The following is a 17695-nucleotide window of genomic DNA, read 5'->3' on the forward strand; positions in this document are numbered from 1 at the left end:
GAGCGGGTCGCTACTCGGCGGATTCCGGGGCGAGCTGGATGTCGACCATGAGGTCGGTGGCGATCTGTTCGAGGTCGTCGCCGAGCGTATCAAGGTCGAAGCTGTCGGGCACGAAGACCGTGGCGCTGGCCTTAAAGAGCGTGCCGCCACCGAGTGGAGCCGCGGCGCGTTCGCTTTCGAGTTCCTCGACATTGAGACCGTGCTTGGCGAAGACGCCGGTGATCTGGCGGAGCAGACCGGGCCGATCCTGCCCGACCAGGTCAACCATGGCGAGGCTGCCCGCGACCGGCGCGGGGGAGGCGTCGTCGGCCTGCACGGTGATGGCGAGGCCGCTGGCGACGAGGCCCTCGATGGCGGTGCGCAGGGCGGCGGCCTGGTCCGCTTCGATTTCGACGCGCATGAGGCCGGCGAACTGGCCACCGAGGTGGCACATGCGGCTCTCGAGCCAATTGCCGCCGTGGTCGGCGACGGTGCGGGCGAGCGAATCGACGAGGCCGGTGCGGTCGGCTCCGATGACGGTCATCACAAAAGACGTGAGCATGCCGCCAAGCTAGCGTCGCCAGCGGGGCGCCGGCAAGACGGCGCTGCCAGAGTTCTACGGTCCCGGTGGTCGACTCTCCCGTCCGCAACTTGCCCTCGGCTCGACCGCGCCATGCTGGGTAAACTGTCACCTAATAGGTGACAAAATTGGGTTCCAGCCGCGAAGCCGCAGGGCACTTTTGCTCGTTAAAGTGTGCCGCAAGGTAGGATTTGGGGCCGAAAGGAAGTGTAACCTATTAGGTTACAATTGATCCGGGTTTTGGATGGAAATGGGTGGGGCCTCTTGGCGGGCAAGGCGCGGGGGGCGGGTTAGACGAGGGCGGCCTGGCTGGCGACGCGGGCGACGAGTTCGAAGAGGCGTTGGATGGGGGCGAGTTCGTTGGGGCCGAAAGGTTGGCGGCGGGCGTTTTCCCAGCCGATGAGCAGGATGCCTTTGAGTTCGCGACGATGAGCGACGGGCAGCGCCAGAAAACTGCGTGGCGCGTTGTCTGACTTGAGCCACGGCGGCAGGAGCGGGTTGATCTTGGGCTCGGCGGTGTCCTTGACGGCGAGGTTGCGCAGGTGCTGATGACAAAGGAGGAAGGCGTTGCGCTCGTTGGCCGAGAACAGGGTGCGATGGCCCAACTCGTCGCTCAAAGGGCCGCGGCCGCGATGGATGGTAAAGGTGCGGCCGCGGGAGTCTGGTTGGGCGTAGATGAGGTCGCGTGGAGCGAGACTTTGCCACACGGTATCGAGCGCGAGTTGGAGCGTTTCGTCGGGACAGCCGGATTCCTCCATACGCTTCAGGATGTCGGCGGAAACCGGCTCCGGCGTCAGGCGTGCGGCGGGAGCACTGTCGGGAGCGGAGCTGGCGGGCGTGGGGGATTCAGCCAGCAGGTCACGTTCGGCGATGGAGGGCGCGGAGCTGGGCGGCGTCGGTCGCACGGTGGCGTCGTCGACGTGTTGTCCGGCGGTCACCGATGCGAATGGGGTCGCGGCGAGTGGTTCCGCATGGTGGGGCGATGCGGGAGGCGGAGTTGAGCTCGAGGTGGCGGCGGGACTGGGTTCCGCCGCGGCCTTGGTGAGGGAGTGCACGCGGTCGCGCAGACGGTTAAGACCCGGGGCGAGGTTGCGCGCGGTGGCAGCGTGGGCAGAGACCAGGCGCGTGAGCCGTTCACTGGCGGTGGCGAGGATGTCGGTCAGCTCGTGGGCGAAGTGGGGGAAATCGGCGGCGGCCTTGGCCATGATCTTGTCCCGGGCGTCTTCGAATTTACGGGCATCGAGGGAAGCGTCGAGGGTCACCTCGCTAATCTCGAGGGCGACGGCGGCCAAGCGCTGCATCTTGCGGTCGGTCCAAGCGGCTTCGTCGTCGGGCAATTCATGCTGGCGCACGGCGTTGAGGATGGGCTTGGGCAGATTGGCGGATTTGAGCAGTTCGTAGCCGAGTTCGAGCGGGGTGAGGCCAAAGGCTTTGCGGTAGGCGATATCACCTGCGCCGGCCTCGGCGGCATCGCGGGCGGAGCGAAAGTCGTCGGTCATGAAGGTGCCGAGCAGGAGTCGACCGAAGTTGCGCAGAGCGGCGCAGACGAACGCGAGTTCCGGCGACATAAGGGGCGAACGTTCGGCGACGACTTGGGCGACCATGCCGCTGCAGAGCGACAAGGTGGACATCTGGCGTTGTTCGGTGGGGCTGGTGCTGCGCTCGGCGTGGTCGAGCAGCATGAGCGACATGGCGAGGGTGCGCACCCGGTTGAAACCGATGGTGTGAATGGCTTCGGTCACGGACGTGATCTCTGCCCCAGAGGGGTTGTAGCCGAAGGTGTTGGCGGCGGCGACGACGCGCAGCAGGATCGACTGATCCTGATTGATCATGTCGGCCATGTCGCTGATCGAGATGCTGCCCTCGTCGCTGCTGAGCGCGCGAATGATGCGCACCAGCTCCGGCATGGAGGTGACCTGCCCCGATTTGAGGGCATGGTCGATTCGCTGCAAAGTTTGGTTGGCGAGCTTCTGGGGCACGGGGGGGAGGTGTTGGCGCGCGCGGGTGCTCAGGCCACCGCGGCGAAGCGATTGGTTGCAGCGCCGCTTTGCTGGGCGACAATTTCAAAGAGGGATTGAATCGGGGTGAGTTCGTCGCTGGCGAACGGGGCGGTGCGCGCCTTGTCCCAACCAATGAAGAGCAGTCCCTGCAGCACGCGTTGGTGGTGAACGGGAATCGCGAGAAAGGAACGAGGGGCATCGGCGCCCTTCAACCAATCGGGCAGGTGACGGAAAACGCGCGGGTCGGTGCTGTCCTGGATCGAGAGGTTGATGAGGCGATCGTGGCAGAGGAACAGGGCGTTGCGATCAGAGCGGCGAAAGAGGGTGCGTTCGCCGAGGCGATCGGCGAGCGGGCCTTTGCCGATCACGATGCGGAAACTGCGGCCGCTGGAATCGAGTCCGCAGAAAAACATGTCGTGAGGGGTGAGCGTTTTCCAGACGGCGTTGAGCGCGAAGGGCAGCGGATTGGCGGCGCCGGTCTTGCCGGACTCGATGGCGGCGAGCGCGTTGTCGATGGCGGTGCGAGTGGTCTCACGGCGACGAGGAGCGGGGGACGGGGAGGTCTCGGGGTCGGCGGCCGGGGTGGTGGCGCGGCGGGGCGTGAGGGTGGGTTGGGCGGCGGGGCGCGACCGGGCGGTGGGTTTGTCGGGATCGCTGGGCAGGGAGGGTTTGAGCGCGGGCGGGGCGTGGGCGTCGCCGGGGGGCAGGTAGCTCGGTGGCTTGGTGTCGGCGAGCTCGGGTTTGCCGTTGATGGGGGTGGCGCGAGCGCGGTGGCGCAGACGATCGCGCACGATGGAGCCAATGGCCGCGCCGCCGGCCGCGGAGGAGAGGAGGGCGAGGCGTTGCTCGGTTTCCTTGAGAATGTTGGGTGTGCGTTCGACCAGGAAGGGGAAATCACGGCCGGCTTTGCGGATCATTTCCTCCTGCGCTTTGGCGAAGCCGCGATCGGCGACGTCGGAGTCGAGCGAGAGTTCGCTGAACTTGAGCGAGAAGGTCGCGAGTTTGTGCATGATGCGCTCGGACCAAGCGACCTCGGCGCCAGCGGGTGGCTCGTGCTGGCGCACGGCGTTGAGAATGGGGCTGGGGAGGTTGGCGGACTTGAGCAGCTCGTAGCCGAGTTGAAAGGGCGAGAGGCCAAAGACGCGGGTGAAGGCGGCGTCGCCCTCGCCGGAGTCGGCGGCGGCAACGGCCTCGCGGAACTCGTCGATCATGAAGGTGCCGAGCAAGAGGCGTCCAAAGTTGCGCAGCGAGGCGCAGACGAAGGCGGTCTCGGGGTTGATCGCGCCGGCGTGCTCGGCCATGACCTGCGCGACGAGGCCGCTGGTGAGCGAGATGGCCGCCATCTGCCGTTGTTCCCAGGCACTGCTGGTGCGGCCGGCGTGGTCGAGCAGCATGAGCGACATGGCGAGCATGCGCACACGGTTGAAGCCGACGGTGTGGATGGCGTCGGAGACCGAGGTGATCTCGATGTTGGTGGGATTGTAGCCGAAGGTGTTGGCGGCGGCGATGACCCGGGTGAGGATGGTGGAGTCCTGGTTGATGAGTTCGGCGAGCTCGCCGATGGACACCGAGCCTTCGTCTTTGCTGAGCGCGCGGATGATTCGCACGAGTTCGGGCATCGAGGCGACTTGCCCGGATTTGAGGGCAGAATCGACGGTATTTAGGGTCTGTTGGGCCAGCACTTCGTCCACTCGTATATCTACGGACGATTGCGGGAGGGCTTGAGGGAACTTCTGGGGTAAATTACCCCGGTTAATCCGTTTCGACGTCGCCGGGGTGGTTCCAGTTGGCGAAAGGGCGTTCGTCGGGGAAGTCCAACAAGTCCAGATGCGCGGCGACGGCGGGCTCGGCGAGGAGGCGGCGCAGGCTGAGCCGGCCCATATTGAGAGCGGCGCGGAAGGGCGTGAGCAATGAACGCGGGTAGAGGGCAACCAGCGGTTGCGTGCCGCCGACCGAGCGGGCTACGACCCCGCGCGTGGGGGAGGTCGTGCGGGCGAGGAGGGCGTGCAGGATCTCGTGGGTCAGGGACGGCGCGTCTACCGGGATGACAAGCACGTGGTCGGTCGTGGCGTGTTGGAGCAGTTGCACCAAGGCACCGAGGGGGCCGGCGGTGCCGTCGTCGTCGAGACGGGTCACATCGGCGGGCACGGTCGGCAGGTGCTGTGCGTCGCGAGCGGCGACGACGCGGGAGATGGGGGGCGGGGTGAGCGCGGCCAGGGTCGCGAGTTGGTGACTGAGTAGCGGGCTGCGTGAGCCGGGCGCGGGCAGGAGCGCTTTGTCGGTGCCCATGCGACGGGAGTGACCGCCGCAAAGCACGGCGGCGGTATAGGTGAACGGGGTCACGGGGCGAGCCGGCCGGCGTAGAGGTTGAAGCGGTCGTCGCGGAGAAAGCCCACGAGCGTCTGGCCGGTGTCGCGGGCGAGGTCGACCGCGAGGCTCGTGGGCGCGGAGATGCCGGCGATGAGCGAGACGCCGGCGGCGAGGGCCTTTTGCCCGATCTCGAAGGCAATGCGACCTGAGACGAGCAGGCCGAGGGCCGGCAGATCGGCGCGGCGGTCGAGCAGGGCGCGACCGAGGACCTTGTCGACGGCGTTGTGTCGGCCAACGTCCTCGCGGGTGACGAGCAGGTCCCCGGTGGTGGGATCGAAGAGGGCGGCGGCGTGAAGTCCGCCGGTGGCCTGGAAGGTGGACTGCGCGGCGTGCAGGCGGGCGGGGAGCGCGCGCAGGATGGCCGGGGTGGTTGCGGGAGGTAAGATGGATGGCTTTCGGCTCGGTCGCACGGCCTCAATGGTGGCTTTGCCACAGAGGCCGCAGGAGGAGGCGGTGAAAACGTGGCGCGAGAGTTTCTCGAGATCGACGCTGGCGGGATCGCGCAGGCGGACGTGGATCACGTTACCCGGGCCGCCGTCGGTCGCGGAGCAGATGTCGAGGTCGAGCAGGTCGTCGACGGAGGAAAGCACGCCTTCGGTGAAGAGAAAGCCGGTGGCGAGTTCCTCATCGTGGCCGGGGGTGCGCATGGTGAGCGCGACCGAGCGGCCCTCGACCCGAATCTCCAGCGGCTCCTCGACGGCGAGCGCGTCGTCGGCCGTCGACGAGGAGTCGGCGGCGAAGCGTTGAATCGTGGTGGTTTGCGAGGGGCGGAGAGGCACGGATCTTCTACAGGAGGAAAGGGAGGGAAACGGAGAAGCCAACGGCGGAGTGGCTCCGTTGTCCTCTGTTTCCTCCTGTGAAAATCACCTCAACGCGTCTCGAGTTCGACCAGAGCGTTGTAGTCGGGGACGCCGCCGCCGGCGTCCTTGCGGGTGCGGTCGATGAGATGGTTGCCTTCGGGCCAGTGGACCTGGAGGTTGCCGGGCGCGATCGGGGCGAGGTGCACCTGCGCTTCGTAGCGGCCGAGGCGGTTGTGCAGGGTGACGCGATCGCCGTGCTTGAGGTGGCGGGCGGCGGCGTCGTCGGCGTTCATGAGCACGGCGTCGCGGGGGGCCCCGTTGAGCGGATCGATCTCGGCGTAGATGAGGGTGTTGAACTGTTTGCCGCGGCGCGTGCTCACGTGGAAGACGCCGGTCGGTCGGTCGCCGACGGGCGGGAGCTCGACGGTGGCGAGGTGGGCGCGACCGTCGTCGGTCGGGCAGACGCCGTTGGGGCAGAGGTGCGGACCGCCGTATTGAAAGGCGTCGCCGGTCTTATTCAGATTTTGGATACCGTCGTAGAACGGCACGACCCGGGCGATCTCCTCGCGCACCGCCTGACCGGTGGCGCAGCCGAAGAGGTTTTGCGGATCGGGGCGGGCGGCGAGGGCGATGTCGCGGAGGATTTTCCACTCAGCGCGGGCTTCGCCGACCTCGCGGGGAATTTGCGGCGTGAACATGACGCGGCGCTCGGTGGAGGTTTCGGTGCCGCCGTCGTCCTGTTCGTAGCGAGTCTGGGCGGGCAGCAGGATGACCTCGTCGGCCGGTTCGATGAGCATCTGGTCGGTGACGATGATGTCCTGGTGGATGCGCAGCGGGATGCGGCCGAGGGCGTCGGCGACGTAGCCGGGATCGGGCAGGGTGCGCAGGAAGTTGCCACCGACGAGGTGGAAGACATCGAGTTCACCGCGGTGCGCGGCTTCCACCATTTCGGTGGCGGCGAGGCCGGGTTCGGCGGGAATGTCGAAGCCGTAGTGGGCGGCGAGGTTGGCCGCGTTCTCGGCGTTGACCGCGAGACCACCGGGGAAGGCGGTGGCGTAGGCGCCCATCTCGGCGCCGCCCTGCACGGAGGAGTGGCCGCGGATGGGCATGACGCCGCACTTGTCGCGGCCGAGCCAACCGCGGGCGAGGGCGGTGTTGAGCACCATGCGCACGCCGTCGGCGCCCCACGGGTGTTGGGTGATGCCCATGGACCAGACGAAGACGCCGGAGCGGGCGTGGCCGATGAGCTCGGCAAAGGCGATCATGCGGCCGGTGGGCAGGCCGGCGGCCTTTTCCAGGACCTCCCACGATAGTTCGCGGGCGCGGGCGACGAGCACCGGCCAGCCGGTGGTGTGGTCGCGGAGGAAGGTTTCGTCGGTGAGGCCGGCGGCGTCGAGGTGTTTGATGACGCCGTAGAGGAAGGCGATGTCGCCGCCTTGGGAGACGGCATACCAATCGTCGATGAGGTCCGAGCCGAACAGTGCGCTGTCGAGGTTGGACGGCACCCAGTAGCGCTGCATGCCGGGCTCGAGGTAGGGGTTGACGATGATGACCTTGGTGCCCTGCTTGCGGGCCAGGTGTAGGTATTTCGTCGATACAGGCTGGTCGTTGGCGGGGTTGGAGCCGAAGAAGACGACGACATCGGTGCCGAACCAGTCGGAGTAGGAACAGGTCGAGGCGGCGACGCCAAGGGTCTGTTTCATGGCGGCGGATGACGGCGAGTGGCAAAGGCGGGCGGCGTTGTCGACGTGGTTGGTGCCGAGCCAGCGGGCGGCTTTTTGGGCGAGGTAGTAGATCTCGTTGGTGACGCCGCGGGACGTGACAAAGAAGGCGAGGCGGTCGGGCGTGGTGGCGCGGATCCTCTGGCCGATGGAGGCAAGGGCCTCGTCCCAGGAAATGCGGGTGAAACCGGGCTGACCCCGACGGCGGCGCAGCGGGTGCGCGAGGCGGCCGAGGTTGCGCAAGGCGCGGTTGTCGCGGGGGAGCGAGGCGACATCGGCCAGGGCGTCAGGGGCCATGGCGGGTTGGGTGTTGAGCCGCAGCAGGTTGAGCCGGGTCATGCACAGGTGCGTGCCCTTGATGGTCCAGTCGTGCAGGCCGGCGACCCCAAGGGCGCAGCCATCACAGACGCCGCGGGTCAGGATCTTCCACGCATAGGGCAGGTTGTCGCGGTTGTCCCAAATCACCTTCAGCATGTCACGGAAGTGTTTGGGTTTGGTGTGGCCGAGACCGAAGGGGGACAGTCGGGCCAGGCGCTGGCGCAGGGTGGGCCGGGGGCAGGACATTCGGGGGGAGGAAAAGCTGAAACGCGGAAAACGGAAATGCTGAAAATGTGAACAGTTGAATGGATGGGGTTTCGGCCCAACAAAAACGCCGCCCGGCGCGAGGCCGGCGGCGTTGGGGGCAAGGTGAGGGGCGGCTGGAAAATCAGGCGGCCGAAACCGGGGTGCGCGCGTGCACGAGGTGGACGATGGTGGTCGCAGCTTCGGGCAGAGGAATGCCAGAGGTGTTGATGACCAAGTCGTAGGCCGCGGGGTCGTCGACCTCTCGGTTGAAGTTCATCTTCACGTAGCGACGCCGGGCGGCATCGGCTTTGGCATTGCGTTCGAGGGCGCGAGGCAGGGCAAGACGATGCAGGCCGGCCATGTGGCGGGCGCGGGTTTGGGGATCGCCGATGAGCCGAAGGTGCAGGCCGTGCGGCACGGCGGCGGTGGCGAAGTTGGCACCTCGACCGATGAGGATGCAGCGGCCTTGGCCCGCGAGTTGGCGGATCAGGCAGTTGGTTTGTTGGACCAATTCCCAAAGGTTGGGGTGGAGACCTACAATCTCGCCGATGGAGGCATCGACTTCGGAGATCGAGTCCTCCGGCAGAAAGCGCGCGAGATGCTCGGGGTAATCGAGGTCGCGCAGCATGGCTTCCACCAGGTTGCCGTCGAAGACGCGCCAGAGGGTTTGGCCAGGTTCGAGGGTGCGGTTCAGTTGATCGGCGATGAGGCGGGCCAAGCTGGAAGCGCCGGCACCGGCTTCACGAGACAGGGTGATGAAGGGCCCGGCGGGGGTGGGGGGCAGGCCGCGGCCCCGGCGGGTGAGCTGCAGGTTGAGGTAACTCTGCGCCCGTTCGAGGTTGGGGGGTAGATTCATGATGCATGGGGGTTGACCCTGAAAGGATATGGCGGTCGCGGAGACTTGGGAAGCGTTCGCTGGTGGCGGGGGCGGATAGCAGCGCCGCTTACAGGCCGGATCATACCCATCGGCGAAAAAAAGTTGACCTCACGTTCAAAAGGTAACCAATAAGTTACAGATGGATTTAAGCGAGTCCTCACAGGATGCGATCTTTCAGGCGCTGGGCCATGCCACCCGGCGGCGCATTTTGGACCTGCTGAAGACGATGCCGGGAGCGACGGTGAACGACGTCGCGAAGTATTTTGAAATCTCGCGCATCGCGGTGATGAAACACCTCGGCGTGCTGGAGGCGGCCGATCTCATCGTCTCACGGAAGGTGGGGCGCATGCGCCACCTCTACTTCAACGCGGTGCCGCTGCAGATGATCCACGATCGCTGGGCAACGGACTACGCCGCCTTTTGGGCGGGGCGCGTCATGGATCTCAAATATCAGCTCGAAAATCTGGCCACTCGCCCAACCCCCGCCTCCAACCCGAAACCCGACCTCCCATGAGCGAACTCAAGACTGCCGTTTTCAAGATCCACATCGCAGCGCCCATAGAGCGCGTATGGGAGGCGATCACCAAGGAAGGGGAGGTCCTGCCATTCTTCTACAACTCGGTCATGCATACGCCGGCCTTGCAGCCGGGATCACCGATCCGGATGCGGTCACCAAATAACAAATACACAGGGGTGGTGGGTGATATCTTGGTGGTCGAGCCCCCGCATCGTTTCGCCCACACGATGATGTTTACCCAGCTCAACGATCCGCCCAGCAAGGTGACCTACGAACTCACGGCACACGGCGCGGGCACCGACCTGGTGCTGCTGATCGAGGATGTGCCGGCGGGCACCAAGTCGGAAGGTTACATGATGGCCGGCGGACCGTTCATCACCGAGACGCTGAAGGGCTGCGTCGAGCAGGGGAAACCACCGTTCAAGCATCGCCTGTTTCTCGGCATGATCGGCCTGTTTGCCTTTATGACCCCCAAGGTTTGTCGGACCGAAAATTGGCCGATGGAGCGAAAGATCGGCACCAGTGACTGAAGGGTCGAAACGGTTCCCCCCCCCGAAAAACGAAAACTAACATGAGCACAACTCCTGAAGATCAGGTTCTCACGATGCAGCGTAACCTCGAAGCCAAGACCGGCGTGGCTTGGTCGGACTGGCTGAAGCGAGCGCGTGCCGCCGGTTCGGAGAAGCACGGCGAGGTCGTGAAACATCTCAAAACGGTTCACGGCATCGGCCATGGTTACGCCAATCTCATCGCGCACTCGCTGAAACAGGCGGACGCGGGCGGCGCGCCGGCGGCGGATGACCTGGTGGCTGCCCAATACGGCGGCAAGAAGGCCGAACTGAAACCGATTCATGATGCGATCATGGCGGCGGTGCACGGTTTTGGGACCGAAGTCGAGCTGGCCCCGAAAAAAACCTACGTAAGTCTGCGCCGCAAAAAGCAGTTTGGCCTCGTGCAACCGTCCACCGCCACGCGAGTGGATGTCGGCCTCAATTTGCAGGGCAAGGCCCCCGCCGGTCGGCTGGAGGCGAGCGGCAGCTTCAATTCGATGGTGAGCCACCGGGTGCGCGTGGGGACGCCGGCGGAGGTCGACGCGGAGCTGATTGGCTGGTTGCGTGAAGCCTTTGATGCGGCCGGTTGAGCGAAACCGGTTGGACCGGTGTATCGAAAAAACTATGACAAAGGGCCGGCCAGGTCTCGACCGAGGCGATTTTGATGAAATAGTCGGGAACAATATGTGCGCGGTTGGTCTCCTTCCTGCAGCTTTCTCCCCCTTCAGCTGATGTCTACTCCCCGCGATTTCGTGATCACCGCTCTGGTGTGCTGTGTTATGGCGCTCGGCGCAGTGGCTTGGCGACAGCACCAGTCGTTGATGCGTTGGGCACAGGGAGAAGCGCGTGTGGCGGTCCTGCCGGAATCGACCTTGGCGCCGGGCGAGGAGATCGCCGAACCCGCTGGCACGAGTCCCGAGAGAGTGCGCGCATGGAACCGGGCACCGCTCACGGTGCGGGCGCGGCTGAGTGAAACGGCCTCGCCAATGAGTCAGCGGCAGTTGGCCGGGGTGGTCGAAATGCTGGAGGATCCGCGATTCCTGCGGGCGGTGGCCTCACATCAGCGATCGATGTTGGATGCGCGCTTTGGTGAGTTGTTTGGCCGACTGGACTTGAGCGAGGAGGAGCTGGAGTCGCTGCGGGCCCTCTTGATCGAGAAGCAGAACGCGGCGATGGACGTGATGATGGTCTCGCGGGGGGAGTTGGCCGGTCAGATGGGCGGGAGTGAAATGAAGACCGCGACCAAGCGGGCGCAGGAGGAGATCGACGGGCTTATCCGCCAGACTTTGGGAGAAGCCCGTTATGCGGTTTACAAGGCCTACGAACAAACGCTCCCGCAGCGGGCGGCCGTGGCGCAGTTGCAGCAGCGTCTGAGCTACACGCCCGAACCTCTGGCCCCGGCGCAGGTTGAGGCCCTCGTGGCAGTGATGGCGGAGTCCGGTGCCGAGGTGCGGCCGGCCCTGCCGGGCGTTTCGGTGGTGGTTGACCCGGAGGAGCGTCAAGCGGTGCCCATCATGCATTCGGCGGCGGAGAGCGTGGAGATCACGCCGGCGGTGATCGAAAGTGCGTCCAAGGTTTTGAATCCCCGGCAATTGGCGGCGTTGCACGAGTTGCAGGAAGAGCAGGAGGCGGCGGCGATGGTGGTCGAATTGGCTCGCAGCAATATGCCGGATCCGGCGATCGATCGCCTTGATATTCTGGACGGCTTGGAAGTGCAGTTGTTGCTGCAGTGAGGGCCGCGCCGAGGGCGCTGAAATTCCTTACTCCTAGGATTCTAAATCCTAAAGCATACCCATCACGGCAGGCGGATGCGCCAGTTGCCGCTGGGTTCGGTGGGGAGCTCGCCGGGGTGCGCCATCACCCATTGCACGATGAGGTCACGCACGCCGACGTTGGAGCGGCTCAGCACTTTGGCGTCCTGGAACATGGTGTAATCCCCGCCGCCGTTGTGGCGGTAGTTGTTGATCGCGACCTTAAGTTTGCGGTCCGGGTCGAGGCGTCGGCCCTGAAAGGTGAGATCAACGATGCGGTCGCCGGGGCCGCGGTTGAGGTCGATGACGTAGTCAACGCCTTCGGCGGTGTCGAAGTTGTAACCCGGGATGGAGGGATCGATGAAGTCGCGGGCCTCGGCGCCGGGTCGACCGGGCAGGAAGTAACGGGCAGCGTGTTCGAGCGCGGCCTTCAGTTGCGCGCCAGTGAGTTCAACCACCACGAGGGTGTTTTCGTAGACGTAGAGGCCGGCAAGGTCGCGGATGGTGATCTCACCCTCGGGGATGCGGGCCGCGGTGTTGAAGCTGGCGGCGAGCGAGACATCGGCATCGCCGGCTTCGAGCTGCACGCGGTGGATGAGGTCGATGATGGCGGTGTCTTCGATGCGGGAGTTTTCGGCGGAGAGGGTGCGCTCGGCGGTGCCGATCGGTTCGTTGAGCCAAGCTTCGGTGGCGTCGTGAGCCGCTTGGGTGATCTCAAGGATGCGCGGGTCGGGCGGAACCTGATCGTTGATCGGGTGGGTGGTGGCGGTCTTGCCGACGACGCGCCACGGCGTGTCGGGCTCGTCGCGTTCGAGCAGGATGGTGGTGCGGGACAGGAATTCGCCCCAGCGGCCGGCTTGGCTGAGCAGCACACCGTTGATGGTGAGGGACGGGACCTCGCGATGGGTGTGCCCCATGAGGATGAGATCAATGCCGGGCACCTCGCGGGCGATGCGGACGGCGGCGTTTTCGTTTTCGATCTGCCCGGGATGCGGTGCGCCGGTGAGGATGTCCTCCTCGAGCCCCATGTGCATGGCGACGACCACGAGGTCGACGCGGGCGCGGCGGCGAAGTTCGTCGACGTAGCGGCGGGCCGCGGCAACCGGATCGGTGAAACGGAGCCCCTCGTAGTTCACCGGCGTTTCCCACGCGGGCACCCCGGGGGTGGTGAGGCCGAGGATGCCGACGCGCACGCCGCGAACCTCTTTGACCAAATAAGGGGCGTAGGCGGGATCGTCGGTGTCGCTCAGGCAGATGTTGCCCGAGATCCAAGGGAAACGGGCGGAGCGGCGCGCGTGGTTGAAGGCGTCGAGGCCGAAGTTGAACTCGTGGTTGCCGATGGCCATGGCGTCGTAGTCGAGCGCGTTCATCGCCAACATCATGGGATTGCGGCGGGGCGGATCGACCACGGCCGAGTGATAGGCGAGGGGCGTGCCTTGGATGGTGTCGCCGGAATCGAGCAGGATGAGCTCGGGATCGAGCGCGCGGGCGCGCTGCACCAGGGTCGCGATCTTGGCCAAGCCGTTCTGCGCCGGTTGATCGGTGTAATAATCGACCGGGTGGACGTGACCGTGCAGGTCGGTCGTGGAAAGCACCGTGACGAAACTGCGCTCGGCGCCATCGCAGAGGCAGGAGACCGCCAAGCAAGCGACGGCCAGGGAACGAAGCCGGGGAACCATGGCGCTAGAGAATGGCGTTAAGCGCGCGGTGGGAAGCGCGAAAACCGCCGAGTGGGCGAAGGCTTTATTGGTTGCGCAGGTAGGCGACGATGTCTGCGACATCCTGCGCCTGGAGCCCAAGTTGGTCGGCGCTGAGCATGAGGGAGCGGCCATACCAGTGGACGCCTTTCACGCGGTCGCGCGGGATCATCTGGGTCACGCCGCCAAGCGAGCGCACCACGACGGGGTCGGATTCGGCGAGCACGATGCCGTGCACTTCGGTGCCGTCCTTGAGCTCGACGTTGCGACCATCGTAACCGTGCGCGATGTCGCGCGACGGGTCGATGATGGCCCACACGGTTTGCTCGGTGCCTTGACGGGAAGCCCAGCCGTTGAGGTCGGGGCCGTAGTCGGGACCGGTGTCGCCGACTTTGTGGCAGAGGCGGCAGGCGGCGACTTTCTCGGCGCCGCGAGCGGCGTCACCGGTGGCGGCGAGCACGTCCTCCAGTTTGAGGCGTTTCTCCGGATCGGCCCGGGGCACGATGCTGCCGGCGACGGTGACGGTATCGGGATCGTAGATACCGGCGGTCTTGACCTTGGCGGCCAGATCCGTGCCGGCCCAGCGCAGGTTCATGTGATTGAGAATCCACCAGAGGGCGGTGTCCTTGATGAGGCCGTCGGGTTCCGATTGGTAAAGCTCGAGCATGGCGTCGGCGCCGAAGGAGGAGGCGTTGAAGCCGAGGGCGGTGATGGCCTGCAGGCGGTCGGCCTGCGGCAGGCTATGGTCGAGGGCGCGGGCCTTGAAGGTCGCGCCGGCGGCTTCATCGCTGAGCGTGAAGAGCAGGTCGGTCTGCTGCGGCAGGTCGTTCTGTTGCAACAAGGCCTCGGTCAGCGCGGTGGCCTTGCCGTCGGCGCCGATGCCCCAGGCGGCGAGGAAGGTGCGGTCTTCCTCGCGGTAGGACGCGGCCATCTGCTCGAGCAGGGGCAGGGCGAATTCGACCGGTGCGTCGCGCAGGGCCACGGCCACGTCGCGACGGACGGCGAGGTCGGAATCGGCGGCGAGCTGTCGCAGCTCGGCGGATACATCGGCGCCGGCGCGGCGAAGGGAGCGCAGGGCGGCAAGGCGGATCTGCGGGTCGTCGTGCGAGGTAAGTTCGCGGGAGGCGCCAAGGCCTTCGGCGCCGAGATGAGGCAGGAGAAAGACGGCGCGGGCGGCCACGTAAGGGTTCGCGTCGTCGAGCAGGCTGAGGACGGCGGGCAGCGCGGCGGCCCCGGCGGCGCGCAGGCGGGAGGCGCCGAGGTCACGGACGTTGACGGCGGGGCTGCGCAGGGCGGCGAGTTGGCCGGCGGTGGTATTGAGATCGAAGGTCGGCACGGCCGGGTTCACGCCCGTGGGGGTGATGCGGTAGATGGTGCCGTAAAGTTGGTCGTCATGGTCGGCGTGGCCGCCAACACGGGGGTCGAACCAATCGGCGACATAGATGGCGCCGTCCGGACCAATCGCGACATCGGAGGGGCGGAAGAGGGAGTAGAGCTCGTTGTTGCGACGGCCGTTGAGGGAGTCGACGCCGGTGAGTTTTTCCTCGGGGTTGGTGGTGAAGAACTTCATCCGGTCGAGCGTCCAGCCAGCGCCGACGGGTTCGGGTTGGTAGCCGAAGACGACATTCCGGGCCGCTTCACAGGAGAGCAGGGTGCCGCGCCAGGCGTCGCCGAAGAGGTCGCCCTCGTAGAAGACGATGCCGGTGGGGGCGCCGGCGCCGTAGACGTCGCCGGAGGGCATTGCGCCGGGATCGTCCTGCCGCCATTGGGCGGTGGGAATGTCCTGACCGGGGCGACGGTCGGCGTTCCAGAAACGTTTGCCGTCCTTGGAGAACCAACCGGCGTTGCCGTATTCGAGCAGGTAGGACGTGCGGGAGGCGGGCGGGTCGTCGTTGTCGTTCTGGAAGACGTCGCCGAAGGAGGTGACGGTCTGTTCGTAGCTGTTGCGGAAGTTGTAGCCGATGATCTCGACGTGGGTGCCATCGGGTTGCATGCGGGCGGCGAAACCGCCGACGTAGACGTGGCCATCGTCGGACTTGGTGCCGGCATAGCTCATGGGTGAGTGGCCGCCGGGCGTGGCGACATCCCAAGTGTAGGCGCTGCCGATGCGGAAGGTGCGACCGGAGCGGTCGGTGAAGAAGCCGCCGGTGTTGCCGCTGTTCCAATACCAGAGGCCGTCCGGGCCGACGGTGACGGAGTGGAGGGAGTGGTCGTGGTTGGCGCCGTTGAACCCGGTGAGGAGGATCTCGCGTTTGTCGACGGCGGGGTCGAAGCGCAGGTCGCGGTCGACGTCGGTGTAGACCATCAGGTGCGGGGCGCAGGACACGACGACCTTGTTGTCGATCACGGCGATGCCGAGCGGAGCAACGAGTTCGGGTTCCTGCACAAAAACGTGCGACGAATCGGCGGTGCCGTCGCCGTCGGTGTCGGTGAGGACAACCACGCGATCACCGGCCGGATCGCGACCGGCGTGGCCGCGGTAGTTGACGCCCTCGGTCACCCAGATGCGACCGGCGTAGTCGATGTCCATGTTGGTCGGGTTGCGCAGTTGCGGGGCTTTGGCCCACACGGTGGCCTCCATGCCGTCGGGCAGAGTGAACATTTCGACGGGCACATGATCGGGGCCGGCGGCGAAAGCGAAGGTGGCGAGGAGCGGAAGCAGCGGGGTTACGCGGGGCATGGGGGAGGGTTTGAACGATGAAGGCCGGGGAATAAACACGTTTTATTTAACGTCTTCTCGGGACAAGGGCGGCGCGGGAGGCTTTGGGATTGAGTGAACTTGGCCAAAACCGATCGTGGGATCATGAAACCCCGAAGCTTCGCTGCCCTGTTCCTCCTCGTTGCCCTGGCCCTGGCGCCCGTCGCCCGCGCCAACCATCATGAGGAGGCGGCGCCACGGGCCTTTGAACTGCGCATCTACCATGCGAATCCGGGCAAGATCGGCGATCTGCTGACCCGCTTCCGCGACCACACTTGTGGCATCTTCGAACGACTCGGCATTGAAAACGTCGGCTACTGGGTCGAGGCGGAGCCGAAGGAAGGTGAAGAGCCGAAGCTTTATTACGTGATCGCGCACCCGAGCCGTGAAGCGGCGAAGGAGGCGTGGGCGACATTCATGCAGGACCCGGAGTGGAAGGCCGCTTATGCCGAGAGCATCAAGAACGGTCGCCTCGTGAACAAAGTGGAGTCGATCTTCCTGACCGCGGCGGATTTCTCCGCGATCAAGTAAGACCTCGTCGCGGCTCGGGGCTGGTCGAGTTTGTCACTTAGTAAGTGACAAACTCAGCGCGGCGACGCGGGAGGCAGGTCGAGGTGGGTGCGGAGGAAGGTGTCGATGCGGGCGAGCTCGGCCGGCGCGGTGAAGGCCGGTCCGCCGTGGGCACTGCCGTGCATCACTGTGAACGATACGGGCAGCCCCAGCGCCTCGTAGGCGCCCTGCAACTCATGGGCTTGGTTGATGGGCATCTGCGGGTCCTGGTCGCCGTGACTGAGGTAGAGCGGCGGGTCCTGCGCATCGACCTGAAACACCGGGCTGGCGAGTCGGGCGATCTCGGGCACGTCTTCGGGTTGACCGCCGAGGAGCAACTCAAGCGCGGGCCGACGAACGTTGAGGCCGTGCGGAGTGGATTGCGGGAGAATCGTGGTCAGGTTGCTGGCGCCGTAGAGGTCGACGATAGCCTGGATGGACGAGTCGGTGGAGAGGGCGGTGCCGACCTTTCCTTCGAGTTCAGGTGAGCCGTTGCTGACGCCTACCAACGCGGCGAGGTGCCCGCCGGCGGAGGATCCGGCGATCACGAACGGCGCGGCGGGCAGTCCGAGTTCGGCGGCATGGGCGCGCAGGTAGCGGATCGCGGCTTTGATGTCGTGCACCTGCGCAGGAAAGGGCGCGACGGTGGAAAGGCGGTAATCCACACTGGCCACGGCCCAGCCGTGGTCGGTCATGCCCTTGAGATCGACGCTGGAACGGTCGCCCGCCCGCCACGCGCCGCCGTGCACCCAGATCAGGACTCCGACCGGACCGGCGTCACCAGAAGGTTGATACAGGTCGAGTTTGAGCTCCTGGTCGTCGAAAGTGGCAAAGGTGAGGCCCGTTCGGGTAGGCGCTTGGTCCGCGGCCGCCAGGGGCAGCAGGATCGCGGCGAGCAAAGTGCCGAGGACGGCGTCGAACCGCGGGAGGCGGCAAACCGGGGGTATCATCCGGGGATTCCAGCACGCCGGCGCCACGACGACAAGGGGTGGTGAATGTGTCCGTTCAGCTTCGGGTTGGGGCCGACAGGTGAAAAGGGTC

Annotated in this window: 15 protein-coding genes; 5 read left to right on the forward strand and 10 right to left on the reverse strand. The window is 65.9% G+C overall.

Annotated elements, in window-relative coordinates; genetic code table 11:
- Positions 1-10 precede the first annotated feature (10 nt).
- The 7 genes from AC0MRV_RS11495 to AC0MRV_RS11525 form a co-directional block, all read right to left on the reverse strand.
- Positions 11-541 carry a glycine cleavage system transcriptional repressor gene (locus tag AC0MRV_RS11495; RefSeq protein ID WP_472764614.1) on the reverse strand — a complete coding sequence of 177 codons (531 nt, stop codon included), beginning with the start codon at positions 539-541 and terminating at the stop codon, positions 11-13.
- A 308-nt stretch (positions 542-849) separates the two neighbouring features.
- The gene (locus AC0MRV_RS11500) at positions 850-2538 is read right to left on the reverse strand and encodes an HDOD domain-containing protein (protein ID WP_472764615.1); all 1689 of its coding nucleotides are present in this window, start codon (positions 2536-2538) and stop codon (positions 850-852) included.
- A 29-nt stretch (positions 2539-2567) separates the two neighbouring features.
- Positions 2568-4250 (reverse strand): HDOD domain-containing protein, encoded by a 1683-nt coding sequence (locus AC0MRV_RS11505; protein WP_472764616.1) that lies wholly within the window; start codon positions 4248-4250, stop codon positions 2568-2570.
- A 61-nt stretch (positions 4251-4311) separates the two neighbouring features.
- Positions 4312-4902, reverse strand: coding sequence for a molybdenum cofactor guanylyltransferase (gene mobA, locus AC0MRV_RS11510; protein ID WP_472764617.1), 591 nt, complete (start codon positions 4900-4902; stop codon positions 4312-4314).
- Complete coding sequence (gene fdhD / locus AC0MRV_RS11515) at positions 4899-5708, reverse strand: formate dehydrogenase accessory sulfurtransferase FdhD (protein WP_472764618.1); 810 nt, start codon at positions 5706-5708, stop codon at positions 4899-4901. Before fdhD ends, mobA begins: the two co-directional genes overlap by 4 nt.
- A gap of 89 nt (positions 5709-5797) precedes the next feature.
- Positions 5798-8014 (reverse strand): FdhF/YdeP family oxidoreductase, encoded by a 2217-nt coding sequence (locus AC0MRV_RS11520; protein WP_472764619.1) that lies wholly within the window; start codon positions 8012-8014, stop codon positions 5798-5800.
- Positions 8015-8156: 142 nt separating this feature from the next.
- Positions 8157-8870 carry a cytidylate kinase-like family protein gene (locus AC0MRV_RS11525; RefSeq protein ID WP_472764620.1) on the reverse strand — a complete coding sequence of 238 codons (714 nt, stop codon included), beginning with the start codon at positions 8868-8870 and terminating at the stop codon, positions 8157-8159.
- A gap of 160 nt (positions 8871-9030) precedes the next feature.
- Here AC0MRV_RS11525 and AC0MRV_RS11530 point away from each other — a divergent pair, with 160 nt between their 5' ends.
- The 4 genes from AC0MRV_RS11530 to AC0MRV_RS11545 all read left to right on the forward strand — a co-directional run bounded on the left by AC0MRV_RS11530 (position 9031) and on the right by AC0MRV_RS11545 (position 11692).
- Positions 9031-9405 (forward strand): ArsR/SmtB family transcription factor, encoded by a 375-nt coding sequence (locus AC0MRV_RS11530; RefSeq protein WP_472764621.1) that lies wholly within the window; start codon positions 9031-9033, stop codon positions 9403-9405.
- On the forward strand, positions 9402-9938 hold the full coding sequence (locus AC0MRV_RS11535; RefSeq protein WP_472764622.1) for an SRPBCC domain-containing protein: 537 nt from the start codon (positions 9402-9404) through the stop codon (positions 9936-9938). Before AC0MRV_RS11530 ends, AC0MRV_RS11535 begins: the two co-directional genes overlap by 4 nt.
- Positions 9939-9979: 41 nt before the next feature.
- Entirely contained in the window at positions 9980-10549 is a 570-nt protein-coding gene (locus tag AC0MRV_RS11540; RefSeq protein ID WP_472764623.1) for a DUF5655 domain-containing protein, read from the forward strand.
- 141 nt (positions 10550-10690) lie between these two features.
- Positions 10691-11692 (forward strand): hypothetical protein, encoded by a 1002-nt coding sequence (locus tag AC0MRV_RS11545; RefSeq protein WP_472764624.1) that lies wholly within the window; start codon positions 10691-10693, stop codon positions 11690-11692.
- A gap of 62 nt (positions 11693-11754) precedes the next feature.
- Here the strand turns inward: AC0MRV_RS11545 and AC0MRV_RS11550 are convergent, their stop codons facing one another.
- Both AC0MRV_RS11550 and AC0MRV_RS11555 read right to left on the reverse strand, forming a co-directional pair.
- A complete protein-coding gene (locus AC0MRV_RS11550; RefSeq protein ID WP_472764625.1) occupies positions 11755-13389 on the reverse strand; it encodes a bifunctional metallophosphatase/5'-nucleotidase in 1635 nt (544 codons plus the stop codon).
- Between the two features lie 64 nt (positions 13390-13453).
- Positions 13454-16087, reverse strand: a complete 2634-nt coding sequence (locus tag AC0MRV_RS11555) for a PVC-type heme-binding CxxCH protein (protein WP_472764626.1) — start codon at positions 16085-16087, stop codon at positions 13454-13456.
- 123 nt (positions 16088-16210) lie between these two features.
- On the opposite strand from AC0MRV_RS11555, the gene AC0MRV_RS11560 reads away from it, so the two are divergent.
- Entirely contained in the window at positions 16211-16636 is a 426-nt protein-coding gene (locus AC0MRV_RS11560; RefSeq protein ID WP_472764627.1) for an NIPSNAP family protein, read from the forward strand.
- Between the two features lie 53 nt (positions 16637-16689).
- Here AC0MRV_RS11560 and AC0MRV_RS11565 read toward each other — a convergent pair whose 3' ends face one another.
- Entirely contained in the window at positions 16690-17604 is a 915-nt protein-coding gene (locus AC0MRV_RS11565) for an alpha/beta hydrolase fold domain-containing protein (protein WP_472764628.1), read from the reverse strand.
- Positions 17605-17695: the final 91 nt, after the last annotated feature.

The organism is Actomonas spartinae (assembly GCF_051209155.1).
Lineage (GTDB): Bacteria > Verrucomicrobiota > Verrucomicrobiia > Opitutales > Opitutaceae > Actomonas.